Origin of the sequence: Nocardia sp. NBC_00565 (genome assembly GCF_036345915.1) — a bacterium.
In the GTDB taxonomy this organism is placed as follows: domain Bacteria; phylum Actinomycetota; class Actinomycetes; order Mycobacteriales; family Mycobacteriaceae; genus Nocardia.
Map to the genome: position 1 here is coordinate 6031047 of NZ_CP107785.1, position 14641 is coordinate 6045687.

The 14641-nt window shown below is 64.6% G+C and carries 12 protein-coding genes and 1 pseudogene; 10 read left to right on the top strand and 3 right to left on the bottom strand.

The window, feature by feature from the left end:
* Positions 1-128: 128 nt before the first annotated feature.
* Positions 129-335, top strand: a pseudogene (locus tag OG874_RS27900) (WXG100 family type VII secretion target); the annotation flags it as partial.
* 81 nt (positions 336-416) lie between these two features.
* On the opposite strand, the gene OG874_RS27905 reads toward OG874_RS27900, so the two are convergent.
* A complete protein-coding gene (locus OG874_RS27905; protein ID WP_330250082.1) occupies positions 417-1022 on the bottom strand; it encodes a TetR/AcrR family transcriptional regulator in 606 nt (201 codons plus the stop codon).
* 84 nt (positions 1023-1106) lie between these two features.
* Between OG874_RS27905 and OG874_RS27910 the strand changes: the two genes are divergently transcribed.
* Complete coding sequence (locus OG874_RS27910) at positions 1107-1433, top strand: hypothetical protein (RefSeq protein WP_330250083.1); 327 nt, start codon at positions 1107-1109, stop codon at positions 1431-1433.
* A gap of 41 nt (positions 1434-1474) precedes the next feature.
* Here OG874_RS27910 and OG874_RS27915 read toward each other — a convergent pair whose 3' ends face one another.
* Entirely contained in the window at positions 1475-3115 is a 1641-nt protein-coding gene (locus tag OG874_RS27915) for an alkaline phosphatase D family protein (RefSeq protein WP_330250084.1), read from the bottom strand.
* A 387-nt stretch (positions 3116-3502) separates the two neighbouring features.
* On the opposite strand from OG874_RS27915, the gene OG874_RS27920 reads away from it, so the two are divergent.
* Genes OG874_RS27920 through OG874_RS27930 form a run of 3 tightly spaced genes read left to right on the top strand, consistent with a single transcriptional unit; the run spans position 3503 to position 6515 of the window.
* Positions 3503-4390, top strand: coding sequence for an AurF N-oxygenase family protein (locus OG874_RS27920; RefSeq protein ID WP_330250085.1), 888 nt, complete (start codon positions 3503-3505; stop codon positions 4388-4390).
* A gap of 29 nt (positions 4391-4419) precedes the next feature.
* Positions 4420-5835: an FAD-dependent oxidoreductase gene (locus OG874_RS27925; protein ID WP_330257445.1), complete on the top strand. Its 1416-nt coding sequence runs from the start codon at positions 4420-4422 to the stop codon at positions 5833-5835.
* Entirely contained in the window at positions 5832-6515 is a 684-nt protein-coding gene (locus OG874_RS27930) for a TerD family protein (RefSeq protein ID WP_330250086.1), read from the top strand. The genes OG874_RS27925 and OG874_RS27930 overlap by 4 nt, the downstream gene beginning before the upstream one ends.
* A 56-nt stretch (positions 6516-6571) precedes the next feature.
* Here OG874_RS27930 and OG874_RS27935 read toward each other — a convergent pair whose 3' ends face one another.
* Positions 6572-7183 carry a TetR/AcrR family transcriptional regulator gene (locus tag OG874_RS27935; RefSeq protein ID WP_330250087.1) on the bottom strand — a complete coding sequence of 204 codons (612 nt, stop codon included), beginning with the start codon at positions 7181-7183 and terminating at the stop codon, positions 6572-6574.
* Between the two features lie 92 nt (positions 7184-7275).
* Here OG874_RS27935 and OG874_RS27940 point away from each other — a divergent pair, with 92 nt between their 5' ends.
* From OG874_RS27940 to OG874_RS27960, 5 genes are all read left to right on the top strand, one after another.
* Entirely contained in the window at positions 7276-8817 is a 1542-nt protein-coding gene (locus OG874_RS27940; RefSeq protein WP_330250088.1) for a flavin-containing monooxygenase, read from the top strand.
* Complete coding sequence (locus OG874_RS27945; protein ID WP_330250089.1) at positions 8814-9644, top strand: SDR family NAD(P)-dependent oxidoreductase; 831 nt, start codon at positions 8814-8816, stop codon at positions 9642-9644. The genes OG874_RS27940 and OG874_RS27945 overlap by 4 nt, the downstream gene beginning before the upstream one ends.
* A gap of 52 nt (positions 9645-9696) precedes the next feature.
* Positions 9697-10623, top strand: a complete 927-nt coding sequence (locus OG874_RS27950) for an alpha/beta hydrolase (protein WP_330250090.1) — start codon at positions 9697-9699, stop codon at positions 10621-10623.
* Positions 10624-10736: 113 nt separating this feature from the next.
* Positions 10737-12527, top strand: coding sequence for an AMP-dependent synthetase/ligase (locus tag OG874_RS27955; protein ID WP_330250091.1), 1791 nt, complete (start codon positions 10737-10739; stop codon positions 12525-12527).
* A gap of 226 nt (positions 12528-12753) precedes the next feature.
* Complete coding sequence (locus OG874_RS27960) at positions 12754-14619, top strand: molybdopterin-dependent oxidoreductase (protein WP_330250092.1); 1866 nt, start codon at positions 12754-12756, stop codon at positions 14617-14619.
* Positions 14620-14641 lie beyond the last annotated feature (22 nt).

Below are 14641 nucleotides of genomic sequence, written 5' to 3' on the forward strand. Positions count from 1 at the left end.
GGCCGAATCTCCTCTCCCCGAGAGCGATTCGGCCCGGCGTTGTCCTGTCCGGCTCCGATGGACATCGCCGATAGCGCCGAGTAGCTTCCGACCTTGTGAGCGAAGTAGGGGGTTCGCCCAGCCAAAGCATGTCGGTTGTTCCCGAAAAGGTGCGTGACGTCGGCAAATACGTCTATGACTTGGCTGAGGCGCTTCGGTCGGCACTCGATTCCACGGCGAAGAATGTGGACGCGGTAGCCGAGGGAAGCTGGACCGGTGACGCGGCAACCGTGTTCGCCACCGGCTGGACCGAAGTCCATGATGGTGGCTTCCAGATCATCACGGCGTTGACCGGTATGGCCGAGAACCGCGAGGAGGTTCCTCGCAGATCAGGACGCAGATCGGCAAGTCGTTTCAGAGCGGGCTCTGACGCGAGTTCAGCGGTCCGTGGATGGGGCGGCGGGTTGGCGGGGCTTGGGTTCTGGGGTGCCGTGCGCGATGGCGTGGATGGCGTGGCGGAGGAGGGCGGTGATGTGGTGGGGCGGGGCGTCGTGCAGGGCGTCCAGTTCGAGTAGGTGTCGGCCGATGACGGTGCCGATGGTGAGGGCGCCGATGAGGCCGGCGCGGAGGTCCGCGTCGTCGGCGGCCAGGTGCTGGGCGGCCTGGTGTTGGCGGGCGACCATGGCGGAACGGACTTCGGCGGCGGCGTCGGGGTGGGTGAGCATGGAGCGGATCGCGGTCAGTGCGTCGGTGGGCTGCTCGGCGAGTTTCTGCTCGAGCGCGGCCAGTAGCTGTTCGGCTGCCTCCGGTGGCGTCCCGGTGATCAGTTCGTCCTGTTCGAATTGTGCGACCTGGGCGAACAGGTCGTCTTTGGATCCGAAGTAGCGCATCACCAGCCCCGGGTCGGTGTCGGCCGCCGCCGCGATCGCGCGGATGGTGGCCCGGTCATAGCCGACCTCCGCGAACAGCCGCCGCGCCGCGTCCAGGATCCGGGATCGGGTGCGGTCGCGCTGTTCGGCGCGGCGGGTGGGATGGGAACTCATGCATTCAGTCTACGGTCGTTGACCGAACGCGGATAAGTCGCTACTATTCAGTCAACGATTGTTGACTGAAAATAGGTGACCGATATGTGGCATACGATCCTGCTGTCCGCGCTCGCCGGCGTACTGGGCGCCAATGCCGTCCCGCACTTCGTCAAAGGCATGGTCGGCGAACAGTTCCCGAATGTGTGGGGCAACGACGCACTGCGCAATGCCGTGGCCGGCACCTTGGGACTCACCCTCGCGGTGGTGATCGGTTACTGGGCCGATCTGCCCGCACATGCTCTCGCCGGTATCGCCGGCGCCTTCGCCGGGGCGCTGCCCATGGCGGTGTTCCACGGGCTCGGCGGCGCGTATCGCCTCAACTCCGCCTTGGGTTTGGCCAATCCGCCAGGCGCCGCCGTACCGCGTTGACCTACGCCACGGCGAGCACAGTCGAAAATCCGCTGCGATACCTAGCGCGGAGGCGAACCCGCGGTTTGTCCCGAATGCTGACCGCCCTGGCTGTCGGAGCGCGATACCTCGGTGACACCGGGGACCCGGTTCTCCACGACGAAGGCAGCGCGGGTCGAGATGGGGGCGCCGGGTCGGTGGATGTAGGGGACCACACGAAAGTCGTTGTGCCACAGGCCGTGATCCAAGGAGGCTCGGGAGTAACCACGTTGGGCGTTGAAGAATTTCAGGTCGGGGTTGGCGGATAGCAGGGTGTGGCCGGTGGGGGTCATATCGGTTCCATTGCCGCCGGTGGTTATCGAGGTTCCGATGAATTCGGAAGCTACGACTGGGGATTCGGGGGCGGCATAGTCGGAGCGGAGGTTGGCGGCGTGGTTCTGGTGGCGGTCGCCGGTGATCACTACGAGGTTGTGGACATTGCGGTCGGCGGCGGCGCCGAGGATGGTATTGCGGTCGGATACATATCCGTCCCAGGAGTCGGTGCCGGTGGCGACGCCGGGGCCGAGGTCGAAGTCGGATTGGGCCATGGAGACCTGGTTGCCGAGGATCTGCCAGCGGGCGGTGGAGTTGGTGAAGCCGTCGATCAGCCAATCTCGTTGTTGTGCACCGAGAATCGTGCGATCGGCGGCGAAGCGGTCGGGGCAGTCCGCGACCAGGCCGCCGTCGCCGCAGGCCTGCGCGGTGCGGTATTGGCGAGTGTCGAGCATGGTGATTTCGGCGAGGTCGCCGAAGGCGTAGCGACGGTGGATGTGCATGGTGGAGCCGGAGGGCAGGGCCGCGATGCGCAACGGCTGATGTTCGTACAGCGCTTGGAAGGCGGCGGCGCGGCGGCCGCGAAAGAGCTTGGGGATGCGGTAGATATCGAACCCGAGGCCGGGCGAGTCTCCCGCCCAATTGTTGTCGAGCTCGTGATCGTCGAAGGTGACCAGCCAGGGGAAGGCGGCGTGGGCGTTTCGCAACGGCTGCTCGGCCTTGGCCTGCGCGTAGCGCAGTCGGTAGCCGGGTAGGTCGACGGCTTCGGCTTGGAATTGCGGCTCCACCGACACGCCTTCGCGGCCGCGCGTCCAGCCCCGTTCGTAGATGTAATCACCGAGGTGCACAACCAGATCGAGGTCTTCGGCGCTCATGTGCTCGTAGGCGGTGTAGTAGCCGGATGTCCATGATTGGCAGGACGCGAAGGCGAAACGCATGCGTGCGGTGGGCTGCCCCAGCGCGGGTGCGGTGCGGGTCCGGCCGACCGGTGAGATCGCCGAGCCCGCACGAAATCGGTAGAAATACCAGCGATTGGGCTCTAGCCCGCGCACTTCGGGGTGCACGGAATGCGCGAGCTCGCGGGTCGCGACCGCTGTCCCCCGCGTCGCCACCTGCCGAAACTGCTCGTCATGGGCTACCTCGTAATCGACGGTCACCGGATGTTGTGCCATGCCGCCGAGCCCATCGGGAGCGAACGGATCGGGAGCCAACCGCGTCCACAACACCACGCCATCCGAGGTCGGATCACCCGATGCAACCCCGAGAGTAAAAGGGTCCCCCAGCCGCCGCGGCGCCCGGAACCACCCGCTACTCGCCGCCGACGTACCAACCAGCACCGCAACCGCTCCAGCGGTGCCGGATCTCAACAACTGCCGCCGAGACAGGCCCATACGTCAGGGTAGCGAGTAGACCACCGGAGCCATCCGGTTCGGACTATCGGTGCGGCTACCCCCGTCAACAGCGCAGGCCGTGCGATACTGCTGTTCCCGCCGCCCAGGCGGCGCTTCGCGCGACCCCCGGACATCGCGTTCTCCGTGTCCGATCCAAAGCTCAGAGCACGTTGGTAACATCATTCTCCCAATCAGAGAACGACGCTCGCGCGCCGATCGGAGGCCTGCCATGAACCATCGCCAGTGGATGCGCGCGGACCAGGACCCGCAGCGCGGCTCGCTACCGGGATAGGTCCTGTCCCACTCATCGGGCGCGCCCGGGACGATCTCGCTATGAGCACTATTGTGACCATCGCCTCTATCGCTGGGGGTGATTGAAGGAGTATAATGACGTCTTCTGATAGTGACGCGTTGTTCAAGGCCCTACTGGGCTCGGCTACTCGACTTTCCTTCGACCCGAGAGACCCCCTGGTCTACGAACCTGGATCGAATGACAGCCGGCTTCATGGGATGACGCCCGAGTGGTCACCGCTGTTCGGAACTCGAACTTGGGCAGGCATGTCCGAGGATGAGCGGATTCGGCTCACCAGATGCGAGGTTGCCCAGTTCCTGGGCGTTGGAATTTGGCTGGAAATGGGGCTACAGGTAGCACTGTTGCGTAAAAATCATAGTTCGGACCCGGCGCGGCCCGACGTCAAATTCCTGTTCAACGAGTGCGCGGACGAGAATCTGCATTCGTTGATGTTGGTCAATGCTGTCGACAGCATCGGATCGCGTTTCTATCCACGTGACCGCATACTTTCCGTCCTCGGATTTCTGTTTCGGTCGTTCGCCTGGGAGGAGGCGGCGTATGGAATCGTCCTGGCCGGAGAAGAGATTTTCGATGTCATGCAACGCGACTGGATGGCGAGCGAAAACGTCGCCGAGCCCATTCGCCGGACTTCTTATATCCACGTTGTCGAAGAATCCAGGCACATGGTGTTCGCGCGCCGAAAGATTCGCGACCGGCTGGCCGGAACTTCAAGTCTTCGACGTTATTTCAGTTCGCTGGTCATCGCGATAGGCACGCACGTGATAGCGAAGAGCTTGATAAATCGCAGAGTGTATGAAGATCTGGGCTTGGACTGGAATGCGGTAAAGCTCGATATCGATGCCAATGAACACCACAGGATGATGTTCCGAAAGGCTGCCGAGCCCTTTATAGAATTTATGAACAAAGAAGGTCTGCTGAATTCGAGCGCGCGCTGGGTTTACCGGAAGTCGAATCTTCTCTAGACAGGTCAGGGTAATTGGCACACGTTATCTTGGGGCACTGCTGTAAGGATGCGTCTTGTGTCAAGGCGTGTCCGCAGAACTGTATCCACCCAGCCCCGGGTGAGCCCGGTTTCGAAACTGCGGAAACACTGCACATAGACGCTCGGTCATGTATCGACTGCACCGCCTGTGTGGACGCGTGCCCGGCCTCCGCCATCAAACCCGAGGGTGCGCTCACCATCGCCGAGAATCGGTACGCCGTCCGGAGCAGAGAGTTCTTCGCGCCGAAACCGGTCTTCCTCGGCCCGGCGCCGCAGCGCGCGAGCTTCGAGCAACCATTGGGAAGCCCGTACGATCGGCTGCGGATCGCCGTCATCGGGTCGGGACCGGCAGCTCTGTATACAGTGCGCGAATTGCTGCGCCGATCGAGTTCGGTCCGCGTCACGGTGTTCGAACAGCACGGCGAGATCGGGGGCCTGCTGCGCAGGGCCGTCTCGCGTGACCATGCCGAGATTCGAGATATGATCCGGCTCTTCGAAGTGCCGTTCAAGGATGACCGTGTCGAAATTGTCTTCAACACCGAAGTCGGTATCGACGTTTCCGTTGCCGACCTCAGAACCAGCTTCGACGCCGTAGTGCTGGCGTCCGGCGCGTTGGAACCGCGGAAAATCGGTTTCGCTGACACAATGCGTCGCGTTGGGGTATATGAGGCGAAGGACATCCTATTCGCCGAGAATTGCGGCTTGTCCGACCCACTCTCGCATGGACCTATCGGACCCAAGTGCGTAGTCGTCGGCGCGGGAAATGTGGCACTCGATGTTGTCAGACATGTCTCGCGGATTCGCGCCGGTGCCGCTCGCGGAGAAATGGTGACGGACCTGGTCGTTTTGTCGCGGTCGGCTCCGGAACGTACATCGTTCACACCGTCGGCGCTCTATGAGCTTCTCGATCTCGAGGATATCGAAGTGCTGCTCGACGGGGCCGGAACCGCCGTGAACGCGCGCGCGACCAGTCCACTACTTCGGGATATTTCGAAATTACCTACCGTCGATATTTCCGACGACGGCAACCTGTCGAAGGTATATCGGGGCAAGCTTCGTGTCATCTTATCCTTCGGAAACGATGTGACAAATATCGAAGGAACGAGCCTCGGGGAACTTGCCGTAGTAACAGCCTCGGGACGAAGGTTGATCGCGAACTCGGTGATCTGCGCGGCAGGCTTCACGACCAAGGAGATCGACGGTATCCCAGTGAGCGAGAACGGGGCCGTGCTGAATCGGCGAGGAAAAGTGGTCTCGCGCGAGACCGGCGAACCGCTCGAGCGGTTGTACGTTGTCGGCTGGGCGAAACGGGGCGCCACCGGCGGAGTAGGCGACAACCGCGTCTGCGCGACGGAAACGGTTGCGCAGTTGGCAGCGGACCTCGCAGCGGACCGCCCTCATCCGACACCGACCTGCTTGATTTGAACCGCGCCACTCGACTGAACCCACTGGATGATGCTGCCCCGTGGCAAGTTTCGGACGTGCTGGTGGGGTTACCACCTAGAGTGAGGGAACGGCGCGATGGCGGTTGTGCCGTACATCGCGTTGCGGAGAAGGGCCCCGTGTCAGCTGCGTTGGAGAATGAAGAAGGATTTGCGTTCGTCACGATGGGGCTGGGGTGGGACCCCGAAGCCCTTCGGTGGCTGGGCGGTAAGCCAGATATCGACCTGAATGCCGCAGCGCTGTTGTTCACCGGCGACTCCATCGCGGATGTCGTTTACCACGAACAACTTGCGTCGCAGGACGGGGCGGTTCGGCTGCTCGGAGACAACACGACCGGGGAGGGTGAAGGGGACGACGAACTGATCACCGTCGACCTGACCCGACTGCCGCCGACGGTGACCACCGTGTGCTTCGTCATCACTTCCTACACGGGCCAACCGTTCGGACAGATCCAGAATGCGTTCTGCCGCTTGATCGATGGCATGTCGAACACCGAATTCGCCCGCTACGAACTGGACGGCGGTCGCGGATCGACCGGCTTCGTCATGGGCAAACTGTTCCGCTCCGCACAGGGCTTGTGGTTGTACCAGCCGATCGCCGAAACAATTCAGGCGAAGCACCCCGTCGAAGCCGTCCACCAACTCGCCCCCTACCTGCCCTGACCTGCCACCCGGCCCCGGGTATACGCCGACGAAAGGCGACAATCCCGCGCGACCGGTCACCCACGCAGAGCCGCGGCGAGCGCGGGATTGAGCGAAAGCGCAAGGGCGAGTAGCGATTCGACCAGCAGATCGACCAACTGCGCCCGGATGATCGTCTCGTTGCGCAGCCAAGTGAGGGTGGTCTCCTCCACGAAGGCGATCCAGCCCCGCATGGCAAGGGTCAGGCGTGGACGCTCGGCGTCATCGATCGGCACCGGCGCTTCGGTGAGAATGATGCCGATAATGGCGTCGCGGGTCTGGTCGACCAGTGGAACCAGTTCCGGAGTAACGCTGGCGGGACCGCGCAGCAGCGATACGTAGGAGTTGCGGTTCTCGCTGACATAGTCGATATACCGCTCGATCGAGTCGCGCAGCATCTCGAACACACCGAGCGAGCGGTCGGGCGCGACGCGCTCCAGCAGCTCGGCGTTCGCCTGCCGGACGATCGCCGACTGGAAGTCCTGTTTCGTCGGAAAGTAGTGGAAGAGCAGTCCGCGGGAGATCCCCGCCGCTTCGGCGATCTCGGTGATCGAGATGTCTTCGATGGCGCGTTCGCCAAGCATCTTGGTGCCCAAGGTGATCAGCTGCGTGCGACGTTCTTCCGGGCTGAGGCGGGTTCGCTTCACCATGTCACCGACACCTTTGCTACGCACACCGACATCCTACTGAACAACAGTCAATACTGTTGACTCATGCTCAATAAGACCGTACGCTCGCTTATATGAGTCGTAGGGTTACAGACAAAGCTGTCGGCGACCGGCCAGCCCGCCACGTCGAGACCATCATCATCGGCAGCGGATTCGCTGGTCTGGGCCTGGCGATCCGGCTGAGCCAGCAGGGCCGCAATGACTACCTGGTGCTGGAACGCGGCAGCGATGTCGGCGGCACCTGGCGCGACAACACCTATCCGGGTGCAGCCTGCGACGTGCCATCACAGCTGTACTCGTATTCCTTCGCACTGAACCCGAACTGGTCGCGCTCGTTCTCCAAGCAGGGCGAGATCCAGCAATACATCCAGGGCGTCGCGAAGCGGTGCAACGTGCTCGACAAGCACCTGTTCAACTGCGATGTGACCCACGCGCGCTGGCACAACGCCACCAACCTGTGGCAGATCGAGTCCAGTCAGGGCAGCTTCACCGCGAACACCCTGGTCTCGGCGGTCGGCGGACTGTGCGAACCCGCGCTGCCGGATATCAAGGGCATCAACGGTTTCGAGGGCGAACTCTTCCACTCGGCCCGCTGGAACCACGATGCCGACCTGACCGGCAAGCGCGTCGCCATCATCGGCACCGGCGCTTCGTCCATCCAGATCGTGCCGTCCATCGCGCCGAAGGTCGCGCACCTGGACGTCTACCAGCGCACCGCGCCGTGGCTGCTCCCCCGTATGGACCGCCCGTACACGCTGCCCGAGCGTCTCGCCTTCCGGCACATCCCCGGTTTCCAGCGACTCTCGCGCGCGGCCATCTACGCCGCCCGCGAGACCCAGGTGGTCGGACTGGCCAAGGTCCCCGCGCTGATGGAGATATTCGAGCTGATGGCGAAGGTCAAACTACGGCGTCAGATTCGCGATCCGGAGCTACGTGAGAAGGTCACCCCGGACTTCCGGATCGGCTGCAAACGCATGCTGATCTCCAACGATTACTACCCGGCGCTGAGTCGCCCGAATGTGGACGTGGTCACCGACGGCATCGCCGAGGTGCGCAAGAATTCCATCGTCACCAAGGACGGCACCGAGCGCGAGATCGACGCCCTCATTGTCGCGACTGGTTTCCATGTCACCGATTCACCGGCGTACGACACCATCGCCGGTAAGGACGGACGCACGCTCAGCGAGGTATTCGACGAGATCGGCCAGCAGGGCTACAAGGGTTCGGCCATCGCGAACTTCCCCAATATGTTCTTCCTGGTCGGCCCGAACGTCGGTCTGGGCCATACTTCGATGGTCTACATGATCGAATCGCAGATCAACTACATCGCCGACGCGCTGGCCACCGTCGACCGGCTCGGCCTGCGCACCGTCGAGGTCAAACGCGACGTGCAGGACTCCTATAACAAGGAAATTCAGGGCAAACTGGTGAAGAGCGTGTGGAACACCGGTGGCTGCGCCAGCTGGTACCTGGACAAGCACGGCAACAACACCACGCTGTGGCCGGATTTCACCTTCGAATTCCGCAGGCTCACGAAGAGCTTCGACGTCTCCGCCTACGACACGACGACCGTCGACACCTCCCGCGATGAATTGAAAGTGGTGGCAGCACAGTGAGCGATGATGCTTACTTCAAAGGCAAAGTTTGCGTGATCACGGGGGCGGGTTCCGGTATCGGTCGAGCACTCGCCGAGAACCTGGCCAAGCGCGGAGCCAAGCTCGCGCTCTCCGATATCGACACCGACGGCCTAGCCGAGACCGTGCGCCGCTGCGAGGTGTACGGGGCCGAGATCAAGTCCGACCGACTGAATGTGGTCGAGCGCGACGCCGTTCTGCTCTACGCCGACGCGGTCAAGGCACACTTCGGCAAGGTGCACCAGATCTACAACAACGCCGGCATCGCCTACCACGGTGAGGTGATCCGCTCGGAGTTCAAGGACATCGAGCGCATCATGGATGTCGACTTCTGGGGCGTAGTCAACGGCACCAAGGCGTTCCTGCCGCTGCTGATCGAATCGGGCGAGGGCCACGTCGTCAACGTCTCCAGCCTGTTCGGCCTCATCGCGGTCCCCGGGCAGAGTGCTTACAACGCGGCCAAGTTCGCGGTGCGCGGATTCACCGAATCGCTGCGTCAGGAGATGCTGGTCGGCAAGCATCCGGTCAAGGTGACCTGTGTGCATCCCGGCGGCATCAAAACCGCCGTCGCCCGCAACGCCACCTACGCCGATGGCATCGATGGCACGAGCGCCGCATCGATGTTCGACAAGAAGCTGGCCATTCACACGCCGGAGATGGCCGCGCAGACCATTACCGAAGGCGTCCGCAAGGGGCACGGCCGAGTGCTGATCGGCTGGGAGGCCAAGGTGCTGGATCTGTTCGTCCGGGTCACCGCCTCCGGCTACCAGCGCATCGCCGCCGCGGTGAACCGTCCCTTCCTGCCCTGAGCCCTGCGGCCGGGGCGACCGGGCACGCACGCCCGGGAATCGAGGAAAACCTATGCGTGACATCAATATTCCGCTACCCATCGCGCGGACGCTGCTGACTCCGATCTTCCGAGCCACGCTGAACGCGCGGCTGCCATGGCAGCTGCAGCGGCTGCTGCTCGATATCGGTTCGCGCGCACAGTTTCGGCCCTCGGGCACGGTCGTGCACCGGCTGCGGCTCGGCGGCCGGCCCGCGGAACGGATCACCGCAGGCTCGGCCGAGCCGGGCCTGCTCAGAGGAGCCGTACTCTATCTGCACGGCGGTGGCTACGCGGTCGGATCGCTCGCGACGCATCGCTCGTTGGCGGCCCGCCTGGCCCACGAAACCGGTTGCGCCGTCTACGTTCTCGACTATCGGCTGGCACCGGAGCATCCGTTCCCGGCCGGGCTCGACGACGCCGAGGCAGCCTTCATGGAGCTGGTCGGCAATATCGGCTACCGACCCGAACAGATCGCGCTGTCCGGCGATTCGGCGGGTGGCGGGCTGTCGCTGGCCACCGCGCAGCGCCTGATCGCCGAACGCGGATACACCCCGGCGGCGCTCGGCCTGATCGCGCCGTGGGTCGACCCGAATCAGGTCCCGGAGCAGTTCCGCGATCTGGTGATCAGCCGTCCATGGTCGCGCGCCTGCGCCGCCGCCTACCTCGGCGACGGCGACGGGAAGGACACCGGCTACGCACCGCTGCACGGCGAGCTGACCGGATTGCCGCCGACCTATGTGCAGGTCGATGTCAGCGAGCTGCTGCACGCGCAGTGCGTGGAGTTCGTGGCGGCGCTGCGGGCGGCGGGTGTGCACGCTCGGTTCACCGAGAGCCAGGGGCTATGGCACGTCGCGCAGCTGCAGGCCGCGCTCGTCGGCCCGGCCGCGGCGGCACTGACCGAATTGGCCGATTTCCTGCGCGAAGCAGTCCAACCGGTCTCGTTGCGCGACCTAGGATAGGTCTGTGAGCAGGCCGCTGGTTTCCAACCGGACATGTTTCTGGTGGGCGCGCTGACGTCCACGTCACAGGTGTCGTAGATTACTGGCGAGTAAACCCACGTGGAAGGGCACTGATGCGAGAGTTCGAAGTCCCGGCTTCCTACACCATTCCGGAAGACGCGAACAATTCCGATAACGTCTTCCGGCACGCCGAGCAGTCGCCCGGTGCGGTGCTGTTCAACGTGTCGAACGGTAGCGGCTGGCGGGAAATCAAGGCGGCGGAATTCGCCACGGCGGTCACCGGTGTGGCCAAGGGTCTGATCGCCTCGGGCATCGAACTCGGCGACCGCGTCGCCATCATGGCCCCCACCCGCTACGAGTGGGCGCTGCTCGACTTCGCCGTCTGGGCCGCCGGTGGCTGCACCGTCGCCATCTACGACAGCTCGGCCGCCGAGCAGGCCAAGTGGATCCTGCAGGACTCCGCCACCAAGCTGCTGGTCGTCGACTCCGACAAGCACCGCAAGGTCATCGACGAGATCGAGGCGGGCACACTGCCCGATCTGAAGGAAACCCTGCAGATCGACAAGGGCGCCATCGACGAGTTGATCACCCGCGGCGCCGATCTCGACGACGCGGCCGTGCACGCGCGCCGCGCCGAGGTCAACGCCAAGTCCCCGGCCACCCTGATCTACACCTCGGGCACCACCGGCCGTCCCAAGGGCGTCATGCTCTCGCACGCGAACCTCTACGCGGAGTCGCAGTCGGACCGGATCGCCCTGAAGCGCTACGTCACCGAGGGCAAGAAGACGCTGATGTTCCTGCCGCTGGCGCACGTCTTCGCGCGTGCCGTCACGCTGGCCGCGTTCGACGCCAAGGTGATCGTCGCGTTCACCGCCGACTGGTCCACCCTGGTCGAGCAGTTCGGCAGCTACCGCCCGCACTTCATCCTCGCGGTGCCGCGCGTCTTCGAGAAGGTCTTCAACGGCGCCAAGCAGAAGGCGCACGACGGGGGCAAGGGCAAGATCTTCGATGCCGCCGCCGAAACCGCCATCGCCTACAGCGAGACGCTGGACAACGGCGGACCGGGCCTGGTGCTCAAGCTCAAGCACACCCTGTTCGACAAGCTCGTCTACGGCAAGCTGCGGGTCGCGCTCGGTGGGCAGTGCGAGGCGGCGGTTTCCGGTGGCGGACCGCTCGGCGCGCGCCTGGGCCACTTCTTCCGCGGTGTCGGCGTCACCATCTACGAGGGCTACGGACTCACCGAGACCACCGCGGCCATCACCGTGAACACCCCCGGCAATATCCGCGTCGGCACCGTCGGCAAGCCGATCGAGGGCCATGCGGTGAAGATCGCCGAGGACGGTGAGCTGCTGGTGCGCGGATCGGTCGTCTTCAACGGCTACTGGGGCAATGCCGAAGCCACCGAGGACGCCTTCGCCGATGGCTGGTTCAAGACCGGTGACCTCGGCGCGATCGACGGCGACGGATACGTCACCATCACCGGCCGCAAGAAGGAAATCATCGTCACCGCGGGCGGTAAGAACGTCTCCCCCGGTCTGCTCGAGGATTCGCTGCGCGCGCACCCACTGATCAGCCAGGTCATGGTGGTGGGCGACGGCCAGCCGTTCGTCGGCGCGCTGATCACCCTCGATCCGGAGGCGCTGCCAGGCTGGAAAGAACGCAATAGCCTGCCGGTCGACACCCCGATCGAGCAGCTGATCGAGAACCCGGCGCTGGTCGCGGAGATCAACGCCGCGGTCGCCGAGACCAATAAGAAGGTCTCGCACGCCGAGGCGATCAAGAAGATCCGCATTCTGCCGGTCGACTGGACGCAGGAGACCGGTGAGCTGACGCCGAAGATGTCGCTGAAGCGCGCCGTGGTGATGAAGCAGTACGCCACCGAGGTGGAGAAGATCTACGGCTGAGGCCGGCTTTCGAAGGCGCCGTCCGTGAATCATGGACGGCGCCTTCGCTTTTGCGGCCGAGTACTGCGCCACCGTCGAACCAGCTGTCCGCCAAGGGCACGAGGTCCGGCCACCTCACGCTGTACTCACGGTCCCGCGGCGAGCCAGTGCCACCAGGCCGACGACTGACGCACACGTCACCGAATGGTCATACTCCCCCGACCCTGCGCGGCAGTACGCTCGGACCATGGCTGAACTGCGCTTTCGGGTGATGGCGGGCATCGTCGCCGCCGGTCTGGCACTCGGTGTCGCCGAACTGCTTGCCGCCTTCATCGGCCCCGACAGCGCCCCGCCCAACGCGCTCGGCTCGACCGTCATCGACCACACCCCTGATGGCGTGCGCGAATGGGTGATCCAAACCTTCGGCACCAACGACAAAACTCTGCTCTTCACCTGCATGGCGCTCGTGGCGGTACTGGTCGCCGGATTCGCCGGCGCGGTCGAACGAACAGCGCACCCCCGAGGATCCTGGTTGCTGGCCGCCCTCGGCCTGCTCACCGCCGCCATCGCCATCGGCCGCACCGGCCTGTCCGCCGCCTGGCCCACCATAATCGGCGTCGCCGCAGGCATTTACGCACTGCGTGTGCTCACCGCCCGCATAGATGACGCGGTCGCCACTACCCTGACTGGCTCTCCCCGACCCGAGGCACCAACGGAAGCCAGCACATCCGACGACGGCACATCGGCAAGGCCGCAGACCTCGGGCTCGAGTTCGGCATCATCGGCAACCCCGGAAGCCACTGCCCACGGCAGCGCCTCATCCAGCCCGGACGCGTCAGCTCCAGCCGCATCCAGTGCGATCGAACCAGCGACCGAGCAAGCGGTGAGCGACACCGAATCCGGCACGAAATCACCGTCACTCGCGACGCCGAGATCCACTGCTGACTCGCCCCGGGGCGCTGCGGCAGGACCAGCGGCCCGTGCTGTCGCGGCGGCCGAGACAGCACCCACACGACAGATTGCCACCGAGCGGTCGGTCGCGCTGCCGCAGCGGCGACAGTTGCTGCGTGGCATCGCTATTACCGGTGGGCTGGCATTGCTCAGCGGAGTCGGTGGACGGTTGATCGGGGCGCAGCGGCGGAATGTGTCCGGTGAGCGGGCGGCGATTCAGTTGCCCGAGCCGAGCGCTCCGGCGGTGCCGCTCGCGCCCGATACGGATCTGAAGTTGCCGGGGCTGACTCCGTATCTGACCTCGAACAGCGATTTCTATCGGATCGATACCGCGCTCATCGTGCCGCAGGTGTCGGTCGACGATTGGTCGCTGCGGATCCACGGGATGGTGGATCGCGAAATCGTCATCGGCTGGGGCGATCTCGCCAAGCGGACGGCGGTCGAGACCTTGGTGACGCTGGCCTGTGTCTCGAATCCGGTCGGCGGCGATCTGATCGGCAATGCGCGCTGGCGCGGTTATCGCCTGGCCGAACTGCTCGCCGAGGCGGGACCGCATCCGGACGCCGATATGGTCCTGTCGCACAGCATCGACGGTTTCACCGCGGGCAGCCCGCTGGCCGTGCTCACCGACGGCCGCGACGCGCTGCTCGCGGTCGGCATGAACGGCGAACCACTTCCGGTCGCCCACGGCTACCCGGCCCGCTTGGTCGTCCCCGGTCTCTACGGCTACGTCTCCGCCACCAAATGGGTGACCGAACTGGAGATCACCCGCTTCGACCGCGCCACGGCCTACTGGACCCGCCGCGGCTGGTCCGCCAACGGCCCCATCAAAACCGGCACCCGCATCGACACCCCGCGCGCACGCGGGAAGGTGAAACCGGGCTCGACCCCCATCGCGGGTGTCGCCTGGGCCCAACACCGCGGCATCCGAGCCGTCGAGGTCCAAATCGACGACGGCCCATGGCAACCCGCCCGCCTGTCCACCGAACAATCCATCGACACCTGGCGCCAATGGGTCTACGACTGGAACGCCACCTCCGGCTCCCATACCATCCGCGCCCGCGCCACCGACGGCACCGGCGAAACCCAAACCGCCGATCGCGCCCCCGTAGTCCCCGACGGCGCCACCGGCTACCCCTCCGCCACAGTCCAAGTGGGCTGACTCGAGCCGATACGCGTGTGCC

Coding starts and splice junctions, on each gene's coding strand:
- OG874_RS27955 (WP_330250091.1), top strand. CDS start 10,737: ATGCGAGAGTTCGAAGTCCCGGCTTCCTACACCATTCCGGAAGACGCG.
- OG874_RS27960 (WP_330250092.1), top strand. CDS start 12,754: ATGGCTGAACTGCGCTTTCGGGTGATGGCGGGCATCGTCGCCGCCGGT.
- OG874_RS27950 (WP_330250090.1), top strand. CDS start 9,697: ATGCGTGACATCAATATTCCGCTACCCATCGCGCGGACGCTGCTGACT.
- OG874_RS27940 (WP_330250088.1), top strand. CDS start 7,276: ATGAGTCGTAGGGTTACAGACAAAGCTGTCGGCGACCGGCCAGCCCGC.
- OG874_RS27915 (WP_330250084.1), bottom strand. CDS start 3,115: ATGGGCCTGTCTCGGCGGCAGTTGTTGAGATCCGGCACCGCTGGAGCG.
- OG874_RS27905 (WP_330250082.1), bottom strand. CDS start 1,022: ATGAGTTCCCATCCCACCCGCCGCGCCGAACAGCGCGACCGCACCCGA.
- OG874_RS27910 (WP_330250083.1), top strand. CDS start 1,107: ATGTGGCATACGATCCTGCTGTCCGCGCTCGCCGGCGTACTGGGCGCC.
- OG874_RS27935 (WP_330250087.1), bottom strand. CDS start 7,183: ATGGTGAAGCGAACCCGCCTCAGCCCGGAAGAACGTCGCACGCAGCTG.
- OG874_RS27920 (WP_330250085.1), top strand. CDS start 3,503: ATGACGTCTTCTGATAGTGACGCGTTGTTCAAGGCCCTACTGGGCTCG.